Annotated in this window: 17 protein-coding genes and 1 tRNA gene; 6 read left to right on the top strand and 12 right to left on the bottom strand. The window is 67.0% G+C overall.

Features of this window, described 5'->3' with window-relative positions; all coding sequences use genetic code 11:
- Nucleotides 1-60 precede the first annotated feature (60 nt).
- From pth to ACSQ1X_RS06345, 5 genes are all read right to left on the bottom strand, one after another.
- Nucleotides 61-642, bottom strand: coding sequence for an aminoacyl-tRNA hydrolase (pth, locus tag ACSQ1X_RS06365; protein WP_055803952.1), 582 nt, complete (start codon nt 640-642; stop codon nt 61-63).
- A 91-nt stretch (nt 643-733) separates the two neighbouring features.
- Nucleotides 734-1,333 carry a 50S ribosomal protein L25/general stress protein Ctc gene (locus ACSQ1X_RS06360; RefSeq protein ID WP_436057072.1) on the bottom strand — a complete coding sequence of 200 codons (600 nt, stop codon included), beginning with the start codon at nt 1,331-1,333 and terminating at the stop codon, nt 734-736.
- Nucleotides 1,334-1,555: 222 nt separating this feature from the next.
- Nucleotides 1,556-2,536: a ribose-phosphate diphosphokinase gene (locus ACSQ1X_RS06355; RefSeq protein ID WP_028270407.1), complete on the bottom strand. Its 981-nt coding sequence runs from the start codon at nt 2,534-2,536 to the stop codon at nt 1,556-1,558.
- Entirely contained in the window at nt 2,533-4,059 is a 1,527-nt protein-coding gene (gene glmU, locus ACSQ1X_RS06350) for a bifunctional UDP-N-acetylglucosamine diphosphorylase/glucosamine-1-phosphate N-acetyltransferase GlmU (protein WP_436057071.1), read from the bottom strand. The genes ACSQ1X_RS06355 and glmU overlap by 4 nt, the downstream gene beginning before the upstream one ends.
- A 93-nt stretch (nt 4,060-4,152) precedes the next feature.
- Nucleotides 4,153-4,224 (bottom strand) — tRNA-Gln (locus ACSQ1X_RS06345).
- A gap of 192 nt (nt 4,225-4,416) precedes the next feature.
- On the opposite strand from ACSQ1X_RS06345, the gene ACSQ1X_RS06340 reads away from it, so the two are divergent.
- Complete coding sequence (locus ACSQ1X_RS06340) at nt 4,417-5,019, top strand: TetR/AcrR family transcriptional regulator (RefSeq protein ID WP_436059279.1); 603 nt, start codon at nt 4,417-4,419, stop codon at nt 5,017-5,019.
- Nucleotides 5,020-5,124: 105 nt separating this feature from the next.
- On the opposite strand, the gene ACSQ1X_RS06335 is transcribed toward ACSQ1X_RS06340, so the two are convergent.
- From ACSQ1X_RS06335 to ACSQ1X_RS06315, 5 genes are all read right to left on the bottom strand, one after another.
- A complete protein-coding gene (locus ACSQ1X_RS06335) occupies nt 5,125-6,951 on the bottom strand; it encodes an ABC-F family ATP-binding cassette domain-containing protein (protein WP_436057070.1) in 1,827 nt (608 codons plus the stop codon).
- 62 nt (nt 6,952-7,013) lie between these two features.
- Nucleotides 7,014-7,976, bottom strand: a complete 963-nt coding sequence (locus ACSQ1X_RS06330) for a 4-(cytidine 5'-diphospho)-2-C-methyl-D-erythritol kinase (RefSeq protein WP_436057069.1) — start codon at nt 7,974-7,976, stop codon at nt 7,014-7,016.
- Nucleotides 7,977-8,058: 82 nt separating this feature from the next.
- The gene (gene rsmA, locus ACSQ1X_RS06325) at nt 8,059-8,946 is read right to left on the bottom strand and encodes a 16S rRNA (adenine(1518)-N(6)/adenine(1519)-N(6))-dimethyltransferase RsmA (protein ID WP_436057068.1); all 888 of its coding nucleotides are present in this window, start codon (nt 8,944-8,946) and stop codon (nt 8,059-8,061) included.
- A 202-nt stretch (nt 8,947-9,148) separates the two neighbouring features.
- Nucleotides 9,149-10,324: a ubiquitin-like domain-containing protein gene (locus ACSQ1X_RS06320; protein WP_436057067.1), complete on the bottom strand. Its 1,176-nt coding sequence runs from the start codon at nt 10,322-10,324 to the stop codon at nt 9,149-9,151.
- A gap of 270 nt (nt 10,325-10,594) precedes the next feature.
- Entirely contained in the window at nt 10,595-11,482 is an 888-nt protein-coding gene (locus ACSQ1X_RS06315; protein ID WP_436057066.1) for a TatD family hydrolase, read from the bottom strand.
- Nucleotides 11,483-11,655: 173 nt separating this feature from the next.
- Here ACSQ1X_RS06315 and ACSQ1X_RS06310 point away from each other — a divergent pair, with 173 nt between their 5' ends.
- From ACSQ1X_RS06310 to ACSQ1X_RS06300, 3 genes are read left to right on the top strand one after another with little or no spacing between them, the layout of a single operon-like run.
- Nucleotides 11,656-12,774, top strand: a complete 1,119-nt coding sequence (locus tag ACSQ1X_RS06310; protein ID WP_436057065.1) for an AAA family ATPase — start codon at nt 11,656-11,658, stop codon at nt 12,772-12,774.
- 14 nt (nt 12,775-12,788) lie between these two features.
- Nucleotides 12,789-14,189, top strand: a complete 1,401-nt coding sequence (locus ACSQ1X_RS06305) for a DUF58 domain-containing protein (RefSeq protein ID WP_436057064.1) — start codon at nt 12,789-12,791, stop codon at nt 14,187-14,189.
- Entirely contained in the window at nt 14,186-16,711 is a 2,526-nt protein-coding gene (locus ACSQ1X_RS06300) for a DUF3488 and transglutaminase-like domain-containing protein (RefSeq protein ID WP_436057063.1), read from the top strand. Before ACSQ1X_RS06305 ends, ACSQ1X_RS06300 begins: the two co-directional genes overlap by 4 nt.
- A gap of 24 nt (nt 16,712-16,735) precedes the next feature.
- Here ACSQ1X_RS06300 and ACSQ1X_RS06295 read toward each other — a convergent pair whose 3' ends face one another.
- Both ACSQ1X_RS06295 and rsmI read right to left on the bottom strand, forming a co-directional pair.
- Nucleotides 16,736-18,235 carry an NAD-dependent succinate-semialdehyde dehydrogenase gene (locus ACSQ1X_RS06295; RefSeq protein ID WP_436057062.1) on the bottom strand — a complete coding sequence of 500 codons (1,500 nt, stop codon included), beginning with the start codon at nt 18,233-18,235 and terminating at the stop codon, nt 16,736-16,738.
- Nucleotides 18,236-18,390: 155 nt separating this feature from the next.
- Nucleotides 18,391-19,332 carry a 16S rRNA (cytidine(1402)-2'-O)-methyltransferase gene (gene rsmI / locus ACSQ1X_RS06290; RefSeq protein ID WP_436057061.1) on the bottom strand — a complete coding sequence of 314 codons (942 nt, stop codon included), beginning with the start codon at nt 19,330-19,332 and terminating at the stop codon, nt 18,391-18,393.
- A 54-nt stretch (nt 19,333-19,386) separates the two neighbouring features.
- Between rsmI and ACSQ1X_RS06285 the strand changes: the two genes are divergently transcribed.
- Complete coding sequence (locus tag ACSQ1X_RS06285) at nt 19,387-21,102, top strand: dolichyl-phosphate-mannose--protein mannosyltransferase (RefSeq protein ID WP_436057060.1); 1,716 nt, start codon at nt 19,387-19,389, stop codon at nt 21,100-21,102.
- Nucleotides 21,103-21,160: 58 nt separating this feature from the next.
- Complete coding sequence (locus ACSQ1X_RS06280; RefSeq protein WP_436057059.1) at nt 21,161-22,990, top strand: AMP-dependent synthetase/ligase; 1,830 nt, start codon at nt 21,161-21,163, stop codon at nt 22,988-22,990.
- Nucleotides 22,991-23,096 lie beyond the last annotated feature (106 nt).

Below are 23,096 nucleotides of genomic sequence, written 5' to 3'. Positions count from 1 at the left end.
AACCGTGACCAGTCCCCACCCGCAGGCTACCGCTAAAATGGCGGCTTCGAGGCATTTTTACTAAACCGACGTGTGATATTTCTGCTGCGCGGCCGCCAGGCCGTCCTTGACCACGGTCTCCACGGCGTCGGCGGCGTCATCCAGGAGGAACGGCAGTTCCTTTTTTTCGGCCGTGGCGAAGTCCTTCAGGACAAAGTCGGCGGTATCCATCCGGCCCGGCGGACGCCCCACTCCGACGCGGACCCGAAAGTAGTCCTTGGTGGCCAGCGCTTTCGAAATGTCCCGAAGCCCGTTGTGGCCGCCTTCGCCGCCGCCGATCTTGAGCTTGACGGTATTGAAGGGAATGTCGATTTCGTCATGGACGGCCACGACGTGCTCCGGACCTATGTCATAGAACTTCGACAGGGCGGACACCGGACCGCCGGAGACGTTCATGTAGCTCATGGGTTTGGCCAGGATGACGCGGGGTCCGCCGATCCCGAGCCGGCCCTCCAGCACGTGGGCGCGGGCCTTGTGCACTTTGAAACTGCCGCCCACCCGGCGCGCGAGTTCGTCCAGCACCATCTGGCCGACGTTGTGACGGTTGTTGCTGTATTCGGTGCCGGGGTTGCCAAGGCCCACGATCAGCCAGGTGTCAGTCATGCGTCAATCCTAGGGTTGTTACAAACGGGCTTTAACACGGCAGTGGCCGGGCCCCGACAGGGACCCGGCCACGAGAAACGGGCTGCCGGAATTACTCGGCTGCAGCCCCGGATGCCTCGGAGGTGGCGCCTTCGGAAGCCTCTTCCTCGGAGACCTCGGTGGCCTCGGAGATGTTGATCACCAGGGAATCGGGGTCGGCCAGCAGGATGGAACCCTTCGGCAGGACCAGGTCGGAAGCGTGGATGTGCTCGCCGGCGGAGCGGCCTTCGATGCTGACCTCGACGGCGGTGGGCAGGTGGGTTGCCTCGGCCTCGAGGGAAACAACGGTCATTTCCTGGTTGTAGGCGTTGCCCGGAGCCAGCTCACCGGTGAGGTGGACGGGAACATCGACGGTGACCTTTTCGCCGGTGCGGACGGTCAGGAGGTCGAGGTGCTCGACGATCTGCTTGATCGGGTTGCGCTGGATGTCCTTGACGAGGGCCAGGTGCTGTTCGCCGTTGATGTCCAGGGTCAGCAGGGCGTTGGCGGTGCGGACGGCCAGGGTGGTGGCCTTCGCCGGGAGGGTGATGTGGATCGGATCTGCGCCGTGGCCGTAGATGACGGCGGGGATCAGGTTGGCCATGCGTGCGCGGCGGGCGAAGCCCTTGCCGAATTCGGTGCGTACTTCTGCTGCGAGCTTCTGCTCAGACATGTAAATCTCCTTGAAATCTAAACGGGTGTTCAGCAAGGGCGGAGGTCTGTTTGCGACCTTCAACGCCGGGCGGCCCGTGGCCGGCCCTTCAAGAAGGGAGATTCAGACCCAGTCGATAACGGAGACTGCTCTCCCTCGCCAAGGTATCGTGGACCAGCCTACCAGCGTTGGGCCCCGTTATTGAAAACGGGGCCCAACGCCGGCGGGCTTAGGTCAGGAAGCTCAGGCGTTGCCGTCGAACAGGCTGGTGACGGAGCCGTCGTCGAACACTTCACGGATGGCGCGGGCAATCAACGGTGCGATGGACAGCACTGTCAGCTGCGCGAAGCGCTTGTCGGCCGGGATGGGCAGCGTGTCGGTGACCACCACTTCGCGGGCGCCCGACTCCGCGAGCCGGCGGGCTGCCGGGTCGGAGAAGACGGCGTGGGTCGCCGCAATGATGACATCCTTGGCGCCGGCGTTCTTGAGCACCTGGACGGCCCCGGAGATGGTTCCGCCGGTGTCGATCATGTCATCGATCAGGACGCAGGTGCGGCCTTCGATCTGGCCCACGACGGTCTTGGACACGGCCTGGTTCGGAACCGTGAGGTCGCGGCTCTTGTGGACGAACGCCAGCGGGGCACCGCCGAGGCGCTCGGCCCACTGTTCAGCCACGCGGACGCGCCCGGTGTCCGGCGAGACAACAGTGATGTTGTCGGCGGCGACGCGTGTGCGGATGTAGTCAGCCAGCAGCGGGATGGCCATGAGGTGGTCAACCGGGCCGTCGAAGAAACCCTGGATCTGCGACGTGTGCAGGTCGACGCTCATGATGCGGTCCGCGCCGGCCGTCTTGTACAGGTCAGCCACCAGACGGGCGGAGATCGGCTCGCGGCCGCGGCCCTTCTTATCCTGGCGGGAGTAGGGGTAGAAGGGCGAAACCACGGTGATGCGCTTGGCGGATGCCCGCTTGAGCGAATCAATCATGATCAGCTGTTCCATGAGGTGGTTGTTCAGCGGGGCCGGGTGCGCCTGGATGACGAAGGCGTCGGTGCCGCGGACGCTTTCTCCGGCGCGCACGTAGATTTCCCCGTTGGCAAAATCGTAGGCATCCACCGGCAGCAGTTCAGTGCCCAGCTCCTTGGCGATCTCCCGCGCAAGCTCGGGATGGGCCCGCCCTGCGGCGAGTACCAGTTTCTTCTCGCCGCGTGCCGTAATTTCGGTCATGATTGCTTGCCCTCTTCTGTAGGTGCCGGGGTGCTTGAGGAATCCAGGGGCGGCTGTGCCGCGGCTGTTTCGCTGACCGGCGCCGTTGCCCCCGCGGCTTCGGCCAGTACTGCTGAGATGGAGCCCGGGCGGTGCGAGACGACCCAGCCTTCGGCATTCCGCTGCTTGGCCACAGAGATGACCAGCGCGCCGGCGGGAACGTCCTGCCGGATCACTGCGCCGGCCCCGCTGTAGGCGCCGTCACCCACCTGGACCGGAGCGACGAAGACCGTGTTGGAACCCGTGCGCACGCCGGAACCGATCACGGTGCGGTGCTTGTGCTCGCCGTCGTAGTTGGCCGTGATGTTGCCGCAGCCGATGTTGGTGTCCTCCCCGATCTCCGCGTCGCCGGCGTAGCCGAGGTGCGACAGTTTGGAACCGCGGCCGATAGTGACGTTCTTGGTCTCGTAGAAGGCGCCGATCTTGCCGGTCTCCCCCAGCACCGTTCCCGGGCGGAGGTAGGTGAACGGCCCGACGCTCGCGTTCGCGCCGATCGCGGCTCCGGAGCCGTGCGTCCGCGTCACCTTGGCGCCCTCGCCAATGGTGACGTCGGTCAGGGTGGTGTCAGGCCCGACGACGGCATCCCTCGCCACAGTCGTGGCGCCGTGCAGCTGGGTGTTGGGCAGGATCCGGACGTCCTCTGCGAGCGTCACCGTTGAGTCGATCCAGGTGGTGGCGGGATCCACGACCGTAACTCCGGCGCGCATCCAGGCCTCCACCGTGCGCCGGTTGTGTTCGGCTCCCAATGCCGAGAGCTGGACACGGTCGTTGGCACCTTCCACCTGCCAGCGGTCGTTGGTGACCACAGCGGCCACCCTCCCGCCGGCCGCGCGGGCAATGCCCAGAACGTCTGTGAGGTACATTTCGCCCTGGGCATTGTCCGTGGTGACGTGGGCCAGGGCGTCGCGGAGGACGGCGGCGTCGAAAGCGTAGATCCCGGAATTGATTTCGCGGATTTCACGTTCCTCGTCGGAGGCGTCCTTGTGCTCGCGGATTCCCGTGACAGTGCCGTCGGCCGCCCGCAGGATGCGGCCGTAGCCTGCGGCGTCGTCCAGGACCGCGGTCAGGACTGTGACGGCGTTGCCTTCGTCTTCGTGGATGAGGACCAGCTCGGCAAGCAGCTCCGCCGAGAGCAGCGGCACGTCGCCGTAGGTGACCACCACAGTGCCGCTGAGCGGACCGTCGGCGTCGAGGGCTTCCAGCGCCGCCTGCACCGCTCGGCCGGTGCCGGGGACTTCATCCTGGTCCACGATCAGCGCTGCGGGATCGAGCCGGGAGACGTGTGCGGCCACGAGGTCGCGCTCGTGCCGGACCACAAGGGCCAGCTGACGGGGGTCGATAGTGCGGGCGGCGCGCAGGGCGTGGCCAACCAGCGACCGGCCGCCGATTTCGTGGAGAATCTTTGGCGTCCGGGATTTCATCCGGGTACCGGCACCTGCAGCTAGGACGATGACGGCGGCGGGGCCGGTTGTCTCGGGGCTCACGTACAGGCTCTCCTTGCTTGGTGGATCTCAGTTGCGCGCACTTTCACACCTTCGCCGGTCTGTTCCGGATCCGGGACCCGTCTACAGCGGCAGTTCCGCCCATAGGATTCGAACCTATACTCCACGGCTCCAAAGGCCGGGGTGCTGCCATTACACCAGGGCGGACCGTGCCCGGACCCGCAGCCCCGTGGCACGAGAACCAATTCTGCCACGAAGGTCGGCGCACTTGCGACTCGGGGCCCTGCGCATCCCTTAAGGCATGATGGGACGGTGAGCAAGATCAGCGGTGCGCCCGATGGCGCCGGAAACCCTCCCGGCGGGCCCGTCAGGGCACCCGGATACGTCCCCCGGCCCCGCATGACCGGTGCGCAGCGTCGCTCACAGCTGATCGACATCGGACGCGGGCTCTTCGCCATCCGGGGCCTTGACGGCACCACGATCGAAGAGATTGCGGCGGCTGCTGGCGTGTCGAAGCCCGTGATCTACGAGCACTTCGGGTCCAAGGAAGGCCTCTACACCCAGGTGGTGGAGTACGAGTTCCGGATCCTGCTGGCCGCCATCAATGACGCCCTCACGGACGAAGCCAAGCCACGTGTCCAGGTGGAGCGGGCAGCCCTGGCCCTGTTGACGTACATCGAGGACCGCACCGACGGATTCCGGATCCTGATGCGCGACGCACCGCCGTCGCAGCCCGAAGGTGCCTTCTCCACGCTGCTCTCCCACGTCACCGCGCGGGTGGAGCACATCCTGTCCGACGAGTTTGCCCGCCGCGGGTTCAGCGCGGCGGACGGTGCCATGTACGCCCAGATGCTGGTCGGCATGGTGGCCATGACCGGGCAGTGGTGGCAGGACAGCCGGACCCCTGACAAGCGCGCCGTGGCCGCCCATCTGGTGAACCTCGCCTGGAACGGTCTCACGGGTCTGCAGAAGGAACCGGAGCTCCGCAGCGACCTGGACTAGGGCCGGCCGTCGGCCGAGGCAGTCATCCTCTGCGTGCTGCTCCTTCGTCGCTTTGACGCACGCTGCCGGATAACTCCCTCGCCCGCCTTGCTGCCACCCTGGTGGTTATTCGCCCAGGACTTCCAGGGCATCCAGCCATTCGAGTTCCAGGGCTTCGCGTTCCTCGGCCAGGGTTTTGAGCTTCTTGTTCAGGTCGGCCATGGCGTCGAAGTCGTTGTCGGCCGTGCTCTTGACCATCTGGGCGTGGATCTTGTCTTCCTGCTGGGTCAGCTTGCCCAGCTGGCGGTCGATCCGGTTCTTGGCCTTGCGGGCGTCGCGCTTCTCTGCTTCGGACGGGCCGGCGGTGGCGGGTGCCGAGCTGCCGCTGGCGCCGATGACGGGGTTGCCGCCGCCTGTGATGGTGGAGCCGGCCAAGGCGCCTTCGCGCAGTTCGAGGTACTGGTCCACGCCGCGCGGCAGCGCGCGGATCTTGCCGTCGCCCAACAGTGCCATCTGGTGGTCGGTTACGCGCTCCAGCAGGTAGCGGTCGTGGCTCACCACAACCAGCGTGCCCGGCCAGCCGTCCAGGACGTCTTCGACGGCGGCGAGGGTGTCGGTGTCCAGGTCGTTGGTGGGCTCGTCAAGCATCAGCACGTTGGGTTCGCCAACGAGCAGGCGCAGGAGCTGGAGCCGGCGGCGTTCGCCACCTGACAGGTCCTTGACCGGGGTCCACTGCTTCTCATTGGTGAAGCCCAGTTGTTCCACCAGCTGGCCGGCGCTGAATTCCTTGCCGCCGACATTGAAGGACCGCTTTTCGCGTTCGATCACTTCGATGACGCGCAGGTCCTTGACGTCGTCCAGCTCCTTGACCTCCTGGGTCAGCACGGCGGTGACAACAGTTTTACCGCGCTTGACCTTGCCGGATGTGGGCTGGATTTCGCCGTTGAGGAGCTTGAGCAGGGTGGTCTTGCCGGCGCCGTTGACGCCGACCAGCCCCAGCCGCTCCCCCGGTGCAAGGCGGAGGGTGATGTTGTCAAAGAGCTTCTGCCCGGGCTCGCCGCCGAGGAAGTCCAGCGACACGTGCTCAAGGTCCAGCACATCTTTGCCGAGGCGCGCCGTGGCCATCTTGCTTAGGGCCATCGAGTCGCGCGGCTCCGGGACGTCGGCAATCAGCGCGTTGGCTGCCTCGATGCGGAATTTCGGCTTGGCTGTGCGGGCGGGCGCGCCGCGGCGCAGCCAGGCGAGTTCCTTCTTGACGAGCTGCTGGCGCTTGCCTTCCATTACCGAAGCCGAGCGGTCACGTTCGGCGCGGGCCAGGACGTAGGCCGCGTAGCCGCCTTCGAAGGGGTCCATGATTCCGTCGTGGATTTCCCAGGTCTTGTTGCAGACCTCATCGAGGAACCAGCGGTCGTGGGTGACCACCAGGAAGGCGCCCTGGTTGGCGCGCCAGCGGGTCTTGAGGTGTCGGGACAGCCAGGCGACGCCTTCGACGTCGAGGTGGTTGGTGGGCTCATCGAGCATGATGACGTCGTGGTCTTCGATCAGCAGCTTGGCCAGCGCAACGCGGCGCTTCTGCCCGCCGGAGAGGGCGTGCACGTTGGCGTGCCAGTCGACGTCGGACACCAGGCCGCCCATCACCTCGCGGATCTGCGGGTTGCGGGCCCATTCGTAGTCCGCCTGGTCGCCCACGATGGCGGCACCGACCGTCAGGTCGCCGTCGAGCACATCGCTCTGGTCCAGGTAGCCGATGTTGACTTCGCTGCGTTTGGTGACGCGCCCGGAATCGGGCGTCGAGCGCATCGCCAGCAGGCGCATGAGAGTGGACTTGCCGTCGCCGTTGCGGCCCACCATCCCGATCCGGTCACCCTCTTCAAGGCCGAGGGTTACGCCGTCGAGGACGGTGCGGGTTGCATACGAGACCGTGAGGTTCTCGCCGCCGAGCAGGTGAGCCACTGGGAACTGCTTTCTTCGGTGGAAATTCGTTGAACGTGAAGGATCGAACGGAGTCGAAAGTACTAAAGGAGCGTATCGGAGATGATGCGGGCCCCGTGCACTGGTCCATGGACGGCCAGCGCGTTCAGGCCGTGATGACTGAGGTCTTCCGCGAGGCTGGCAGCCGCAGCGGGGCTGTGCGTGAGCAGGGCCACGGTGGGGCCGGAGCCTGAAACAAGTCCCGCGATCGCTCCGCACGATTCGCCAAGTCCAAGGATATCGCGTAGTCCCGGCGCCAGCTCAATGGAGGCGCGCTGGAGGTCGTTGATCAGGACGCGGCTCAAGGCGTCCGCGTCCCCGCTGCGCAGCGCCTGCAGGATCTTTGGATCCACGGCGTCGGGCTCTTCCACGGTGATGCCTTCGGCCAGGCGAAGGCGGTCCAGGGTGCGGAAGACCTCCGGCGTGGACAGCCCGTAGTCAGCTGTGACCAGGACCCAGTCCATTTGCGCTTTGGCCAGCGCTGGAGACAACTCGTCCCCTACGCCTAGTCCGACGGCGGTGCCGCCGAGCAGGGAAAACGGGACGTCGGCCCCGAGTTCTGCGGCCAGGTGGGCGAGCTCGTCGCGGGACAGCCCGCTGTTCCAGAGGGCGTCGCACGCGAGCAGCGTGGCTGCCGCGTCTGCTGAGCCGCCTCCCATGCCGCCGGCCACGGGGACCCGCTTGGTGATTTCCAGGTGGACACCGGTGGAGTACTCGGACACGTCGGCCATGATGGCGGCCGCCTTGTAAGCGAGATTCCGTTCGTCGAGCGGTATGTCCACGTCCGCCAGGTCCAGCGTGCTGGCCGGACTGATGCTGACCGTGATGCCTTCCGCGGGAGTGCTGGTGGCGGCCACTTCCTCGTAGAGGGAAACGGCCAGGTAGACACTGGCAACGGAATGGTAGCCGTCCTCACGCAGCGGGCCCACATCCAGCGAGACGTTGATTTTGCCGGGAGCCTTGACCCGGACCGTCCTCGCGGCAAAGCGCCCTCTCACTGCGTTCATGAGTCCAAGCTATGGCATGGCAGCGTCAGGCTCCAAGCATGCGCCCCCATGGAGACACCCGATGCGGCAGCGCCCCCGGGCATCAATCCTGCGCAGCCTGGCGGGCTTCGGCAATCCGCGCGAACGCAGCGATGTCGATTACTTCGCCCCGGGCAGTGGGGTCAACGCCTGCCGCCAGCAGGCAACGTTCGGCCTCCGCCGCGCTTCCGGCCCATCCTGCAAGGGCGGCCCGCAGGGTCTTCCGGCGCTGGGCGAACGCGGCATCGATCACAGCGAATACTTGTTCCCGCGTGGCCGACGTCACGGGCGGTTCGCGGCGGGTGAAGGCGACAAGCCCCGAGTGGATCTTGGGTGCAGGCCAGAAAACGTTCATGCCGATCACGCCGGCCTTGCGCATGCTGCTGTACCAGGCGGCCTTCACCGACGGAACGCCGTAGGTCTTGGAACCGGGGCCGGCCGCGAGCCGGTCCGCAACTTCGTCCTGGACCATGACCAGGCCGTGCCGGAGGCTCGGGAAGTGCTGCAGGAGGTGGAGCACCACGGGCACCGCGACGTTGTACGGGAGGTTCGCCACGAGGGCGGTCGGTTCCACAGGCAGTTCCGTGACCCTCATGGCGTCGGCCAGCACCAGATGGAAATCCCTGGCGGCGTCGGGGCGCCATTGCTGCACGGTGCCCGGCAGTTTGGCGGCAAGGACCGGGTCGATTTCGACGGCGACGACCGACTTGGCGGCGTCCAGCAATCCCAGGGTGAGCGAGCCCAGTCCGGGACCGACCTCAAGGACGGTCTCGTCGGCGTGGATGTCAGCGGCCGCGACGATCCGGCGGATGGTGTTGCCGTCGATCACGAAGTTCTGGCCCAGGGTCTTCGTGGGGCGGACCCCGATCTCCTCGGCGAGCCGGCGGACGTCGGAGGCGCCAAGAAGTGGTGCGGGCGCGGTGCCGGAGGCGGCGGGGGTCGGTTCAGTCACCTAGGTATCCTATCCCGCCGGCCTGCGGCGGCACGGCGCGTGAAGCCCGACCGCGGGACGGGGACCAGGGACAAACTGGAACGGCGAAGGGATACGGCGAAGGCCGGGTCCGGTGAAAATCCGGACCCGGCCTTCGATGCCGCCGCGGCGGTGGTCAGCTGCCGCGGCTGTTGACGGTGGTGCTTGCTACCTGGAGTAACCGCTAGCTGGTCGCTGCCCAGCCGCAGCCCCAGGGCGAGAGGCCGCGCTGTGCGTAGACGCGGTTGGCGATGTCTATCTGCTGCGCCTTGGTTGCGAGGCTGGCGTTGGGTGCGTACGCCCCGCCGCCGGAACCAATCCAGGTCTGGATGTCGAACTGCAGGCCGCCATAGTAGCCGTTGCCGGAGTTGATGGACCAGTTACCGGTGGATTCGCACTGCGCGATCTTGTCCCACATGGCTTCGTTCATCATGGCGGGGGCTGCTGCACCGGTGTTCGCAGCGGCTTCAGCCTTGGGCTTTTCCTTGGTCCCCACCGAGACCTTTTCGGTCACGGGCTGGACGGAGACGGTCTCGGAGACGAGGGTCCGGGCGGCTTCGCGGCCGTCCACCAGCACCAGCTTGAAGTTCTTGTCCACCTTGCCGGGGACACCGGCCTGGGTGACCTTCTTCTCGCCCACGAACAGGTCGGCGCTTTCGGAACTCATCGTGTCGAAAGGAACCTCCTCGGACGTGGCAGCTGTCTTCGTGGAATCCACCCTTGACACCTTGATCGCCATGTCATTGACGACGTGGGCGTTCCGGGGCTGGGAAAGCCGGTCGCCGGCGCCGACGGTCACTCCCGCGTCCTTGAGGACCTCAGCCACGGTTGCCGCAGTGGTGGTCGCTTTAGTGGCTTTGCCGTCCGCCAGGATGCTGACGGTCTTGGGCGTGGAGATGGCCACAAAGGAACCGGAAACAGCCAGCTGGGCATCCTTCGGCACGGAGACTTCCGAGGCGCTGGCAACGCCGAGTTCCGTGACCAGTCCTTCGACATTGGCCGAGGTGGTGTTGATGGTCTTTTCGGCCCCGTCGAGGCTGATCTTCACAGCCTTGGCGAGATTGACGTTGATGACTGAGCCATCCTCCACGCGGGCGTCCGCAGACGGGGATACCCGGTCCGCGGCCTGCAGCTCCACCTTGGCACTCTTGACCACTTGGCCTACGGTCCCGCCGAAGGTCTGGACGGAGCTGACTTTGCCGTCCACGTTCAGGGTGACTGTTTTGTTGTTGCCTACGAAGGCCACGAGGCCCAGCACGAGTGCCGAGAGCACAAGCAGCTGGGCGCCGACCTTGACGAAACTGAATTTACCGTCCGAAGTGAAGAACTTGACCACGATTGCCCGTAACTCTAGGACCATCCGGGCACGGGGAAAAACGCACATCACCCACCGACGCAAACACCCTCAGGGCAACTCCGGACATGGTCCGGATGTTTGCAGCAGACGTGTGCGCCGCCATACTCAGGACTCCGCAGACCCGCCTCTCGGCAGGTCCGGAACTGAGCGAAATTATCCGAAGGCCTTCCCCGACCCCGGCTAATAGTTATCCACTGTAACCGAAGCGTTATAAAGCAGCCAAGATATTGTGCATACCTGGTATTCCTGACGGTTCCCTGAGCGAGGTCGTTGCTAGTCCCAGGATCCGTATGCCTGCAGGGAATTTTGGGCTATTTGGGCACAAATGTCCGACAAATCAGTGCTTGTCAACTCGGCCATTGCCCGGACCGTATGCGGGATGAGGTAACTGGCGTTGGGGCGGCCGCGGAAGGGGTGCGGGGTCAGGAAGGGCGCATCCGTTTCCACCAGAACCCTGGCAGGGTCGGCAATCGCAAGCGCTTCGCGCAGGTTGGCCGCGTTCTTGAACGTGACAGTGCCCGCGAAGGACATGTACCAGCCTTCGTTGTTGCAGGTCCGGGCGAGCTGTTCGTCTCCGGAGAAGCAATGGAACACCACCCGCTCCGGGGCGCCCTCTTCGCGCAGGACCTGGACGACGTCGTCGTGGGCGTCGCGGTCGTGGATCTGCAGCGTCAGGCCGAGGCGCTTGGCAATGTCGATGTGGCGCCGGAACGAGTACCGCTGGTGCTTCAGCCCCTCCCCCTCGGTGCGGAAGAAATCCAGGCCCGTCTCACCAATTGCGCGGATCCTGGGATGCGCTGCCAGGGCTTCAATCTCGGCCAGCGCATCCTCCAGCTCACCGCGGGCTGCATAGTCCGGGGCGTCGTTGGGGTGGATGGCCACAGCGCCGAGAAGTCGCCGGTCCAGGTCAACGGCCTGCACCGTGAACCTGGAGGACTCCAGGTCGCAGCCAACCTGCACGGCTCCCTGCACGCCCACTGACGCGGCCACGTCCAGGGCGGCAGCCACCTCCACCTTCACGTCGGCGTTGGGGAAGTCCAGGTGCGTGTGGTTGTCCATGACCGGGACGGGCAGCGGCTCGGGAGCGGGCGGATAGCCCTGCCGGCTGGAACCATCGCTTCCGGGCACGCGAAACGGGGCTGGCGTCAACGGGGTGTTCATCCTTCTACCCTAGCTTCCCGGGCATTCCGGATCCTGCCGGGAAATACCGGAACTCTCTGTTAGCTCCGGCAGTTGTGTTAGTAGTCTGGTGGCATACGGGCGAACGCCCGACGGCGGGCGCCGGCACTTCCTGCCAACCCGTGCCAGGCTTCCCCAGGTCTGAAAGGCTGCCGATGGACTCCCACAGACGCACGACAGTAGATGAAGCCCTCCCTGACGGGCAGGTCTTCCCCGACAGTGCGGGAGTGGCGGGAAACCCACTGAACGGGACCCGGCCGCCGGCCATGGACGCAGAAGCCTTCCACGCTGCCAGCGAGCGCATCCTGACAGCCATTAATACGGTCATCGACGGCAAGGCCGAAGCGGCGAAGCTTGCCCTGACGGTACTCCTGGCCCAGGGGCACCTGCTGCTTGAGGACGTTCCCGGTGTGGGAAAGACGCTGCTCGCAAAGACACTCGCCCGCACCATCGACTGTTCGGTGAGCAGGATCCAGTTCACCCCGGACCTCCTGCCCTCGGACGTCACGGGTGTGTCCATCTACAACCAGGCCTCGCGGCTGTTCGAATTCAGGCCCGGCGCCGTGTTCGCCAACATTGTCATCGGGGACGAGATCAACCGCGCCTCCGCAAAGACCCAGTCTGCGCTTCTGGAGTGCATGGAAGAGCACCAGGTCACCGTGGACGGGCACTCCTACAAGCTGGACGAACCCTTTATGGTGGTGGCCACCCAAAACCCCATTGAGATGGAAGGGACCTATCCGCTGCCGGAAGCGCAGCGGGACCGGTTTATGGCCCGTATCTCCATGGGCTATCCGGACAAGGACTCGGAGATCGAGATGCTGGAGACGCACCAGGCTACCTCGCCGCTGACCCGGGTGACCGCCGTCGTCACCTCGGCCGATGTGGCCGCCATGATCGCCGCCGTCCAGCGCGTCTACGTTTCGCAGGCAGTCAAGGAGTTCACCGTGTCGCTGGGGCGCGCCACCCGCGAAAGCGCCATGCTACGCCTCGGCGCCAGCCCCCGGTCCATGCTCCAGCTGCTGCGGGCAGCGAAGGCCACTGCCGCGCTGGAGGGCCGGAACTTCGTGCTCCCCGACGACGTCGTCAGCGTTGCTGAAGCCGTGCTGGCGCACAGGATCATCCTCGACCGCAAGGCGGCCAGCACGGGCGAAACTCCGCATAGTGTGATCCGCAGCATCCTGGCCAAACTTCCGGTGCCCCAGGAAATGTCCGCAGCACCGTCCCGGGCCGGCAGCCCGCGCGGCGGCACGGACCTTCGGCATACCCGCTAGCGGACAGCGCCACGATGGCCCTCACCGACAGGCTCCCGCGGCACCTCTTCAGCACACGCGGCTGGGGGTTGCTGGCTGCCGGTGTGGTTTCGTTGCTGGCAGCACAGGTCATGGGCCGGCGCGATCTCCTTTCGCTCGGCATCCTGCTGATCGTGCTCCCGCTGGTCTCGCTGGCAGGGATCCGCCTCCTCAAGCCCCGGTTCAAGGTGTACCGCGAATTCAGCCCCGCCAGCGTGGAAACCTCCTCGACCACCACCGTGCGCCTCGCCGTGGCCCGTACCGGCCCGGCCACCGGCCAGGTGATCATGGAGGAACGCCTGCCGTCACGGTTCGGCGAATCGCCGGCCTTCCGTTTCCCGTCCCGCGCGGCGACCGGCGGGACCAGCCGCTACGAATACCACCTCCGGTCCGGCAAACGGGGTCAGTTCGTCATCGGCCCGGTGACGGCCGAGTTCACCGACCCCTTCGGACTCTCGCTGCACCGCCACGCGATCGACGACGGTGACACACTGACGGTGACGCCCGCCGCCGTCGAACTCCCCGCAACGGGACTGGCCGGCGCACGCGGCAACGACGGCGTTACGGCCACGCGGATCCGGGCGAACCCGAGCGACGACGACGTCATGACCCGCGAGTACCGCCACGGAGATCCGATGCGCCGGGTCCACTGGGCTGCGACCGCCCGGCACGGCGCCCTGATGGTGCGGCAGGAGGAATCCGTGACCACGCCGGAGGCCACCATCATCCTGGACCAGCGGTGGTCGGCGTTTGCGCGCGGACCGGGCGCCGCCTTTTCAGCCACATCCGGTGAGGACGGCCACGAACTGATCACCAGCGACACCTTCGAATGGGCGGTTACGGCCGCCATGTCGGTGAGCGCCCATCTGGCCGAACGCAACTATGCCCTGCGGTTCCTCGATCCCGCGGGGGAAGCCGCCTTCCTGCATTCTCCCTCCGCCCCGGAACCTGAGGCCGAGGAATACACCGGGTCCGCGGGCCTGCAGTCCATTGCCGAGAGCCTGGCAGCCATCCAGCTTTCCGGCGCACACCATGCCGCACACCACGCGGCGCCCGAGTCGGGTCAGCGGGCCTTCGACGACCGGCTCATGGACAAGCTTTCCGCCCACCGCCAGCGCGGCCCCATCATGGCGATCCTGGGACACGTGCAGGCAGCCGAGGCACGCTCGCTGTCCGCCGCCGCCGGGTTCGGGGCCAACGCTTTTGCGATCATCGTCACCGACCATCCGGGAGAGTGCCACGACGCCGTTGAGTCGTTGCGGTCCGGCGGCTGGCGGGCCGTGGCCATCACCCCCGCCACATCGGTGGCAGCGGCATGGTCCTCTTTCGACCAGCGCGATGCGGCTGCCGCCACGGCCGCCGCGGACGTCCGCCGCGCCACAGGAGTCAGCCGATGACCATGACTCCCCAGCGGCACTCCGGTCCGGGGACCGGCCGCACCTCCGAAGTCCTGGCACCATCCACGGCTCCCGCTCCACGGCGGCGCCGAGTCGGTGCGCATCCGTGGGTCATGGCCGCGGCTGTCGCCCTTGCCGTCGCCGGCGCCGCCCTGTCCCTCAACGGGGTGCTGCGGGGCTGGGCCTGGTATCTTCCGGTCCTGACCACAGTCTTTGTTGTTGCCCTGGCCATGGCCGTCCTGCGGGCGCTGCGGGCGCAACCCTTCCTGGTGGCGCTGGGCGGCTTCGCAGCGCTCATCTTCATCCTGACCTTCACGTTCTTCCGCAGGTTCAGCATCGCCGGGTTCATTCCATCCGGCGACACCATGGAGCAGCTGGGCAGGTACCTGCGCCGGGCCAGCGAAACAGTCCTGGCCGAGAGCTCCCCGGTGGCGCCCAACGCCGGCATCGTACTGGTCACCTGCGCCGTCCTGGGCCTGGTGGTCATCCTGGTCGATGCCCTTGCAGTGCCCCTGGCTCTGCCGGCAACCAGCGGGCTGGGGCTCGTGGCCATCCTGGTGGTGCCGGCCATGGTCAAACCGCAGAGCGTCGGGCCGTGGGCGTTCGCGGCCGCTGCCGCCGGCTACCTGATGATCCTTGCCTGCAGCCAGTGGTTCGCTCCGGCTGACCGCACCACGGCCGACACCGCCCGGAATCCGGGACAGTTCCGCCGCGCAGCCCTCACCGGCGGCATGGCGCTGGCGATCACGCTCCTCCTTCCCCTCGCCGTTCCGGGCTTTGACCAAGGCACCTTCCCGCAGGGTTCCAGGCTGAATCCGTGGGGCTCGTCCACCGGCCTCAACCCGATGATCAGCCTGGGCAACAGCTTGCGGAGTCCCGCCGGCGACGGGCGCATCACCTACGCCACCAGTGCCAGCAGGCCCCCCTACCTGCGGTCCGTCACCGTGGACCGGTTCGACGGCGATTCGTGGTCACCGGACGACCGTGACCCTTCCCGCCGGGTGGGGGTCGGGCGGATGGACACCGGATACGAGATCGTCGCTGACGAGCAGGTCCGGCAGGTCACGGCGATCAATACCGGGCGTTTCACCAGCCCGTACCTGCCGGCGCCGTACGCTCCGGACTCGGTCAACGGCCTGGCCGGACGGTGGAGCTGGGATCCGGCCACCTTGAGCATCAAGGGCGTGGACACCAACTCACGGAACCAGCAGTATGTTGTGCAGTCCACCGCCCCCAGGCTCACGCCCGAACTGTTGTCCCAGTCCACAACGGCCGTGCGCGGGATCTCGGAGGAATTCATCCGGCCGCCCAACAACGTGCCGGACATCGTGCGCAGCACCGCGGACACCGTGACCGCGGGAAGCAGCACGGCGTATGCCAAGGCAATGGCCATCCAGAACTACCTGCGCTCCGTCGAATTCACGTATTCCCTGCAGTCCCCGGTGCAGGGCGGCTACGACGGCAACGGGCTCTCAGTTCTCGCGGATTTCCTGAGCCAAAAGAGCGGCTATTGCATCCATTTCGCCTCGGCCATGGCGGTGATGGCCAGGCTGGAAGGGATCCCCAGCCGCATCGCCGTGGGTTACGCGCCGGGCCGGTCCACGGGTGGCACGGTTTCGGTTCCCGGGCAGGGAGCACTGACCGAATACGAAGTTGACTCCAGGGACGCGCACGCCTGGCCCGAACTCTACTTCCAAGGACTCGGCTGGGTGGCGTTTGAACCGACGCCTTCACGTGGAATGGTGCCGGACTACGCAGCGCAGGCCTTCACCCCGGGCGGCGCCGGCACCAACGAAAACAACGACGACCTCATTCCGTCCAATGCCGCCACGCCGGGCGCCACACCGGAAACGCCGGCGCCGCTCCCGGGGCTGGATTCGGCCGGTGAAGCCGGGCACCCGCTGACGCTGCCGCTCTACGGCGCCGCCGGCCTCCTGGTCCTTGCCCTGATCGCCGCATCGCCCAGGATGGTGCGCACGGGCCTGCGGTCACGACGGCTCCGGCGCGCACCGTCCTCCGCGGGCAACACGGCCGCGGCAGCCTGGGCTGAACTGCGGGACCTGGCCACCGATTACGGACTGGCTCCCGGCCTCAGCGAAACTCCGCGGCACTTCTCCGGCCGTCTTCGCGGGTCGGGGGCTCTGGGCGGGCCGGACAATGCGGACGACGCCGGAGCCCGGGCGGTTGCGTCACTGACCGCGGACTACGAACGGCAGCAGTACGGGCCGCCGCCCGGTCACACGGACGGTGCCGCCGCTGCCGGTGCCGCCGGGACCGCCGGTGCCGCCCCGCCCTCCGCGGCAGACAGGATAGCGGTGGTTCAGGCATCGCTGCGGAGGCACTCTCAGGCGGCCCGACGGCTGCGGGCGGAATGGCTCCCGCCGTCGGTCATGAACCGGTGGGGGCGCATGGTCACCGCCCCGTTCCGTGCCATCGCACGGGCCGCCGCCATACCGGCGCAGGCCGCCGCGCAGTCCTGGCGGACGGTGCGCGACGGCCTGCGGCGGCTGCGGCAGGGCTAGCCTGCCGGTTGTCCTGCGCCCGGACTAGCCGGCGTAGGGGTCGGCGATGCCGATGTACTGGGTGTAGAGGTATTCCTCGATGCCTTCGAGGCCGCCTTCGCGCCCCAGGCCGGACTGCTTGACGCCGCCGAAGGGGGCGGCCGCGTTGGAGACGACGCCGGCGTTCAGGCCGAGCATGCCGGTCTCGAGGCGTTCGCCCATCCGGATGCCGCGGTTCAGGTCGCGCGTGAAGACGTAGGCCACCAGGCCGTATTCGGTGTTGTTGGCCAGGCGGACGGCCTCGTCCTCGGTGTCGAACGTGATGATCGGTGCGACGGGTCCGAAGATTTCCTCGGACAGGATGCGGGTGCCCTCGGTGACGCCCTTCAGGATGGTGGGCTGGTAGAAGTAGCCCGGGCCGTCCACGGGGCCGCCGCCGGCCACAGCCACCGCACCGGAGGCCACGGCGTCGGTGACGAGCTCGTGGACCTTGTCCCGGCTCTTGGCATCAATTAGGGGGCCCACCTTGGACTCCGGCTCGGTGCCGCGGGCGGTGGTCATGTCCGCCATCTTCGCGGCGAACTTCTCCGCGAATTCGTCGGCGACGGATTCGTGCACGATGAACCGGTTCGCGGCGGTGCAGGCCTCGCCCATGTTCCGCAGCTTCGCCAGCATGGCCCCGGCCACGGCGGCGTCGACGTCGGCGTCCTCGAACACCACGAACGGGGCGTTCCCGCCAAGCTCCATGGAGGTCCGCAGCACGGTTTCGGAGGCGTCCGAGAGCAGCCGGCGGCCAACTTCGGTGGAGCCGGTGAAGGAGAGCTTCCGCAGCCGGGAGTCCTTGATCAGCGGGCCCGTGGTGGCACCGGCGGTGGAGGTGGGGATGAGGTTCAGGACACCGGCGGGCAGGCCGGCCTCCTGCATCACGGCGGCGAACAGCTGGGAGGTCAGCGGGGTCAGGTTCGCGGACTTCAGCACCATGGTGCAGCCGGCGGCCACGGCCGGGGCGACCTTGCGGGTGGCCATCGCCAGCGGGAAGTTCCACGGGGTGATCAGCAGGCAGGGGCCCACGGGCTTCTTCGTCACCAGGAGGCGGGACTTGCCATCCGGGGACACCGAGTAGCGGCCGAACGCACGGACGGCTTCCTCGGAGAACCAGCGCAGGAACTCGGCGCCGTAGGTGACCTCGCCGCGGGCCTCGGCCAGGGGCTTGCCCATTTCCAGGGTCATCAGCAGCGCGAAGTCCTCGGCGCGGGCCGTGACCAGTTCGAACGCGCGGCGCAGGATTTCCCCGCGCTCACGGGACGGGACCTTCGCCCAGGAGTCCTGCGCGGCAGCGGCGGCGTCGAGCGCTGCCTTGCCGTCCTCGGCGCCGGCGTCAGCGATGCTAAGCAGCACCTTGCCGGTGGCGGGATCCTCGACGTCGAACGTCTTCCCGGACGCTGCCGGGCGCCATTCGCCGTTGATCAGCAGGCCGGTGGGAACAGAGGCCAGCAGCTCGCTCTCGCGCTCCGCAGTAACAGTGGGCTGTGCAGTTACAGTCACGATGACTCCCTCGTCAGCAATTGGGGTGTGGGATGGGTTCAGCTCTCGGCTGCTTTACAGCCACGGTACTGCCGCGCGCTCCGGAGCGTCTATGCATGGGCGCACTACGCACTCCGGATGTTGCTGTGCAGCTGCACAAGACCGGAGCCCGGCTCCTAGCGGGCGGCCAAGACCGCTGAGTAGAGCTCCCGCTTGCTGACTTTCGCGTCCTCGGCCACGGCCGCCACGGCTTCTTTCAACCTGATGCCCTGTGCAATAAGCCCGTTGACGGCGGCCACATGGTCCTCCGTCTTGCCCGGCTCACGCTCCGGGGCGCCGCCAACCACCACCGCTATTTCACCGCGCACCTCGTTGGTTTCTGCCCATTGCAGCAGGTGGCTCAGCGGCCCGCGGATGACTTCTTCGTAGGTCTTGGTGAGTTCACGGCACACTGCGGCCGGGCGGTCGCCGCCGAAGCGCTCGCGCAGCGCCCGAAGCATCGGTTCCAGCCGGTGCGGCGCCTCGAAGAAGACCATCGTCCGGCGTTCGGCGTCGAGCTCGGACAACCGGGAGGCACGTTCACCGGCCTTGCGGGGAAGGAACCCTTCAAAACAGAACCGGTCGGTCGGGAGCCCGGAGAGGGCGAGTGCGGTGAGGACCGCCGACGGCCCCGGCACTGCGGTGACCGTCAGGCCGGCCGCCACGGCGCCCTCAACCAGCCGGAACCCCGGATCCGAGACGGACGGCATACCAGCGTCAGTCACCATCACGAGGGTCTTTCCTGCCCGCACCTGATCCAGGAGCTCGGTGGTCTTCGCGGCTTCGTTGTGCTCGTGGTAGCTGATCACACGCCCGGCCACGGCGATCCCCAGGTTCTGCACCAGCCGGTGCAGGCGCCGGGTGTCCTCCGCGGCGACGATGTCAGCCGTGGTGAGTAGTTCAACGAGCCGGGGGGACGCATCGCCGACATTTCCGATGGGCGTCGCAGCCAGCACAATCCTGCCCGGCTGCCCTTCCGGGACGCGGGCCGCAGGTTCGGCCGCCGGAGCCCAGGCCTCATCGAAGGTACCGGCGTCATCGGAGCTGCTCGCGGGGGAAGTACTGAGTTGTTGGTCCACACGACCAGCCTACTGCTGGCAGGCTCTTCCAGCGCCAAAAGGTAGCATGGGCACGTGACGCAGACCTCCGTACCTCCTGTCGAGGCCGACCCGGCCGACCCGGCCAAACCAGCACGGCCGGCCTCCGGGACATCGGGACGCAACCTTGAGGGCCAGCGGTGGATCCGCCGGCCGCGGGAAGCGTTCACCGAAAGCGCCCTGCAGGAGCGGCTGATCGGCGGGATCCGCAGCTGGCGCGACTATCCCCCGTCGCTGCGGCTCTGGTTCTGGCTCATTCCGGCCATCACCGCGGCGATCGGCGGCGTCCTCCGCTTCGTCCGCCTTGAGAGTCCGCGCAGCCTGGTATTTGACGAAACCTACTACGTCAAGGACGGCTATTCGTTCCTGGTCAGCGGGTACGAACGCAGCTGGCCGGACAAGGCCAACGAATCCTTCGTGGCAGGGAACCCCGGCGTCATCCTGTCCTCGCCCGAGTATGTTGTGCATCCGCCGGTGGGCAAGTGGATGATCGCGGCAGGAATGTGGCTGTTCGGCCCGGACAACCCGCTGGGCTGGCGCTTCGGCGCCGCGCTGACCGGGACGCTGTCCATCCTCCTGATCACCCTGATCGCGCAGAAGCTCTTCCACTCGCTGACGCTGGGGGCCGTGGCAGGCATGCTGCTGGCGGTGGACGGCCACCATCTGGTGATGTCCCGGACCTCCTTGCTGGACATCTTCCTGATGTTCTGGGTGCTTGCAGCTTTTGGTGCGCTCCTGATGGACCGCGACGACGGCCGACGGCGCCTGGCAGCCAGGCTGGGGCGCCAGGCCGGAGCTGCCCCGGACGGCAGGCCCTCCGTGGTCCAGCTCGTGTCCGGGCCCTGGCTCGGCATCCGCTGGTGGCGCATTGCCGCCGGCATCTGCCTGGGGCTTGCCGTGGGCACGAAGTGGTCGGCGCTGTTCTTCATGGCGGCCTTCGGGCTCCTCACAGTCTTCTGGGACCTGAGCGCGCGCCGGATCGCAGGCATCCGCGGGTGGATCAGCGGAGGCATCATCAAGGACGGAATTCCCGCCTTCCTGAGCATCGTGCCCGTTGCCGTGCTGGTCTATCTCACCACCTGGGCCGGCTGGTTCCAGTCGAAGGATGCGTACTTCCGCCATTGGGCCGACACCAACCCCTCAGCCGAGTGGGGCTGGCTTCCGGGGCCGCTGCGGTCCCTGGCCCATTACCACCTGGAAGCGTACAAGTTCCATCAGGGACTCAGCTCCGACCACCCCTATGAGGCGAGCGCCTGGAGCTGGCTCGTGATGGGGCGGCCCACGTCGTTCTTCTATGAGTCCCCCAAACAGGGCAGCCCCGGCTGCGACGTCGCCAACTGCACCTCGGCAATCCTTTCCGTGGGCAACCCCCTGATCTGGTGGAGCGCCACGGTTGCTCTGGTGATCCTGCTGTTCTGGTGGGCAGGCCGCCGCGACTGGCGGGCCGGCGCCATCCTGGCCGGAATCGGCGCGGGCTACCTCCCCTGGTTTATGTATCCGGAACGCACGATGTTCACGTTCTATGCCGTGTCCTTTGAACCGTTCCTGGTCCTGGCCCTGACATATTGCCTGGGCCTGGTTCTTGGACGACGCTCGGACCCGTTGTGGCGCCGGCGTTCCGGCTTGTATCTCGTGGCGGTGTTCGTGGTCGGAGCGGTGCTGGTCTCGGCGTTCTTCTACCCCATCTGGACCGCGGAAATCATTCCGTACCAGGACTGGCGGTTCAGGATGTGGATGCCGTCCTGGATCTAGGGCAGTATGGCAAGGGTGCCGGGGACACCGCATCACGGATCCGGAAGGGAGACTGGCTGTGAGGGAAGCAAGCACTGAACTGCTCGTGGAGCTGGATCAGGACAGCAACGTGACTGACCTGCTGCTGGGGCAGCACGCCAAGGATCCGTCGCACGCCATATATTCGCGCAAGGGCCCGAACGGCTGGGTTGATGTCCCCGTCCAGCAGTTCCTGGACAAGGTGGTGGCACTTGCCAAGGGGTTGATCGCCGGAGGCCTGGCACCGGGCGACACGGTGGCTGTGATGTCCGGGACCCGGTATGAATGGACCCTGGTGGACTTCGCCATCTGGTTCGCCGGCGGCGTGACCGTTCCGGTCTATGAAACCTCCTCGGCAAGCCAGGTCGAGTGGATCCTGCATGACTCCGGTGCCCGCAGGGTGTTCGTTGAGGACCCGGCCAAGTCCGGGCTCGTGGCCGGCGTCCTGGCCCACTCCGCAGTGCTCGGCGACGCTGTGGTGACGGTCGTGCGCATGGACGACGACGGCGGCGCACCGAACCTGGCGAGCCTCGCCGCCGCCGGCGCCGGCGTCACTGATGCCGAGCTGGAGCGGCACCGCAGCACGGCAGGCCTGGCCGACGTCGCCTCGCTGGTGTACACCTCCGGCACCACGGGCAAGCCCAAGGGCTGCGAGATAACGCACGGCAACTTCGCCCTGGTGGCCACCAACATCGTGGGCTTCCTTCCCGAAATCCTGCGGCAGGAGGGTGCCCGGACAATCATGTTCCTCCCCCTCGCCCACGTCCTGGCCCGCGCTGTCCAGGTGGTGTGCCTCAGCGCGGGAGTGACCCTGGGCCACACGTCCGGCGCCGCCCAGCTGCTGGAGGACCTGGCCTCGTTCAAACCCACGTTCCTACTGGTGGTGCCCAGGATCTTTGAGAAGGTCTACGCAGGTGCCGGCCACAAGGCTGCCCTGGCCGGAAAGGAGCGGCTCTTCGCGGCCGCTTCCGCGGTGGCCATCGACTACTCCAAGGCGCTCGACGCTGAGGCCCGCGGAAAAGGCAGCGGGCCCGGCCTCATGCTTCGCGCCAACCACGCCGTCTTTGACCGGCTGCTCTACCCCAAGCTCCGGCAGGCCTTCGGCGGACACGTCAAGTACACGGTCTCCGGTGCCAGCCCGCTGAGCTCCAACGACGCACACTTCTTCCGCGGTGCCGGCATTCCCGTGCTGGAGGGCTACGGCCTTACCGAAACCACCGCCCCCTGTACCGCCAACACCCCGTCGCGGACCAAGGTGGGCACGGTGGGAATTCCCGTGCCCGGCACCACCGTCCGGGTCGCCGACGACGGCGAGATCCTGGTCAAGGGCATTGGCGTCTTCAAGGGATACCACGCCAATGAGGCCGCCAACGCGGAAGCGTTCGTGGACGGATTCTTCCGCACCGGAGACCTCGGTGCGCTGGATGAAGACGGCTTCCTCACCATCACCGGCCGCAAGAAGGACCTCCTCGTCACTGCTGGCGGGAAGAACGTAGCACCCGGACCGCTCGAGGAAAAGATCCGGGAGCACCAGCTCGTGGCCCAGGCTGTGGTGGTGGGCGACGGCCGGCCGTACGTCTCCGCCCTGGTCAACCTCGATCCGGAGGGCCTGGAGAACTGGTGCTCGGCCCAGCGAATTCCGGTACTGGGTGTGGCCGAAGCAACGTCGGATGTCCGGGTCCGGGAAGCCGTGCAGGGCGCTATCGACCAGGCAAACCTGCTGGTCTCGAAGGCGGAATCGATCCGCAGCTTCGTCCTGCTGGATGCCGATTTCACAGTGGAGTCGGGTCACCTGACACCGTCACTGAAACTCAAGCGGGCCGCCGTCGTCCGCGACTTCGAAGCCCACATCAACGGCCTGTACCGCTAACCCGGGGCCGGTCGCCCCGGCCCGTGCCGCACACAATGAATGCCGTGCACACAAGGAAGGCGACCGGCCTGCGCCGGTCGCCTTCCTTGTGCCTCTGCGGAGTCTG

Origin of the sequence: Arthrobacter sp. LjRoot78, from assembly GCF_964254335.1 — a bacterium.
GTDB lineage: Bacteria > Actinomycetota > Actinomycetes > Actinomycetales > Micrococcaceae > Arthrobacter.
This window is presented reverse-complemented; position numbering and strand designations above follow the sequence as displayed.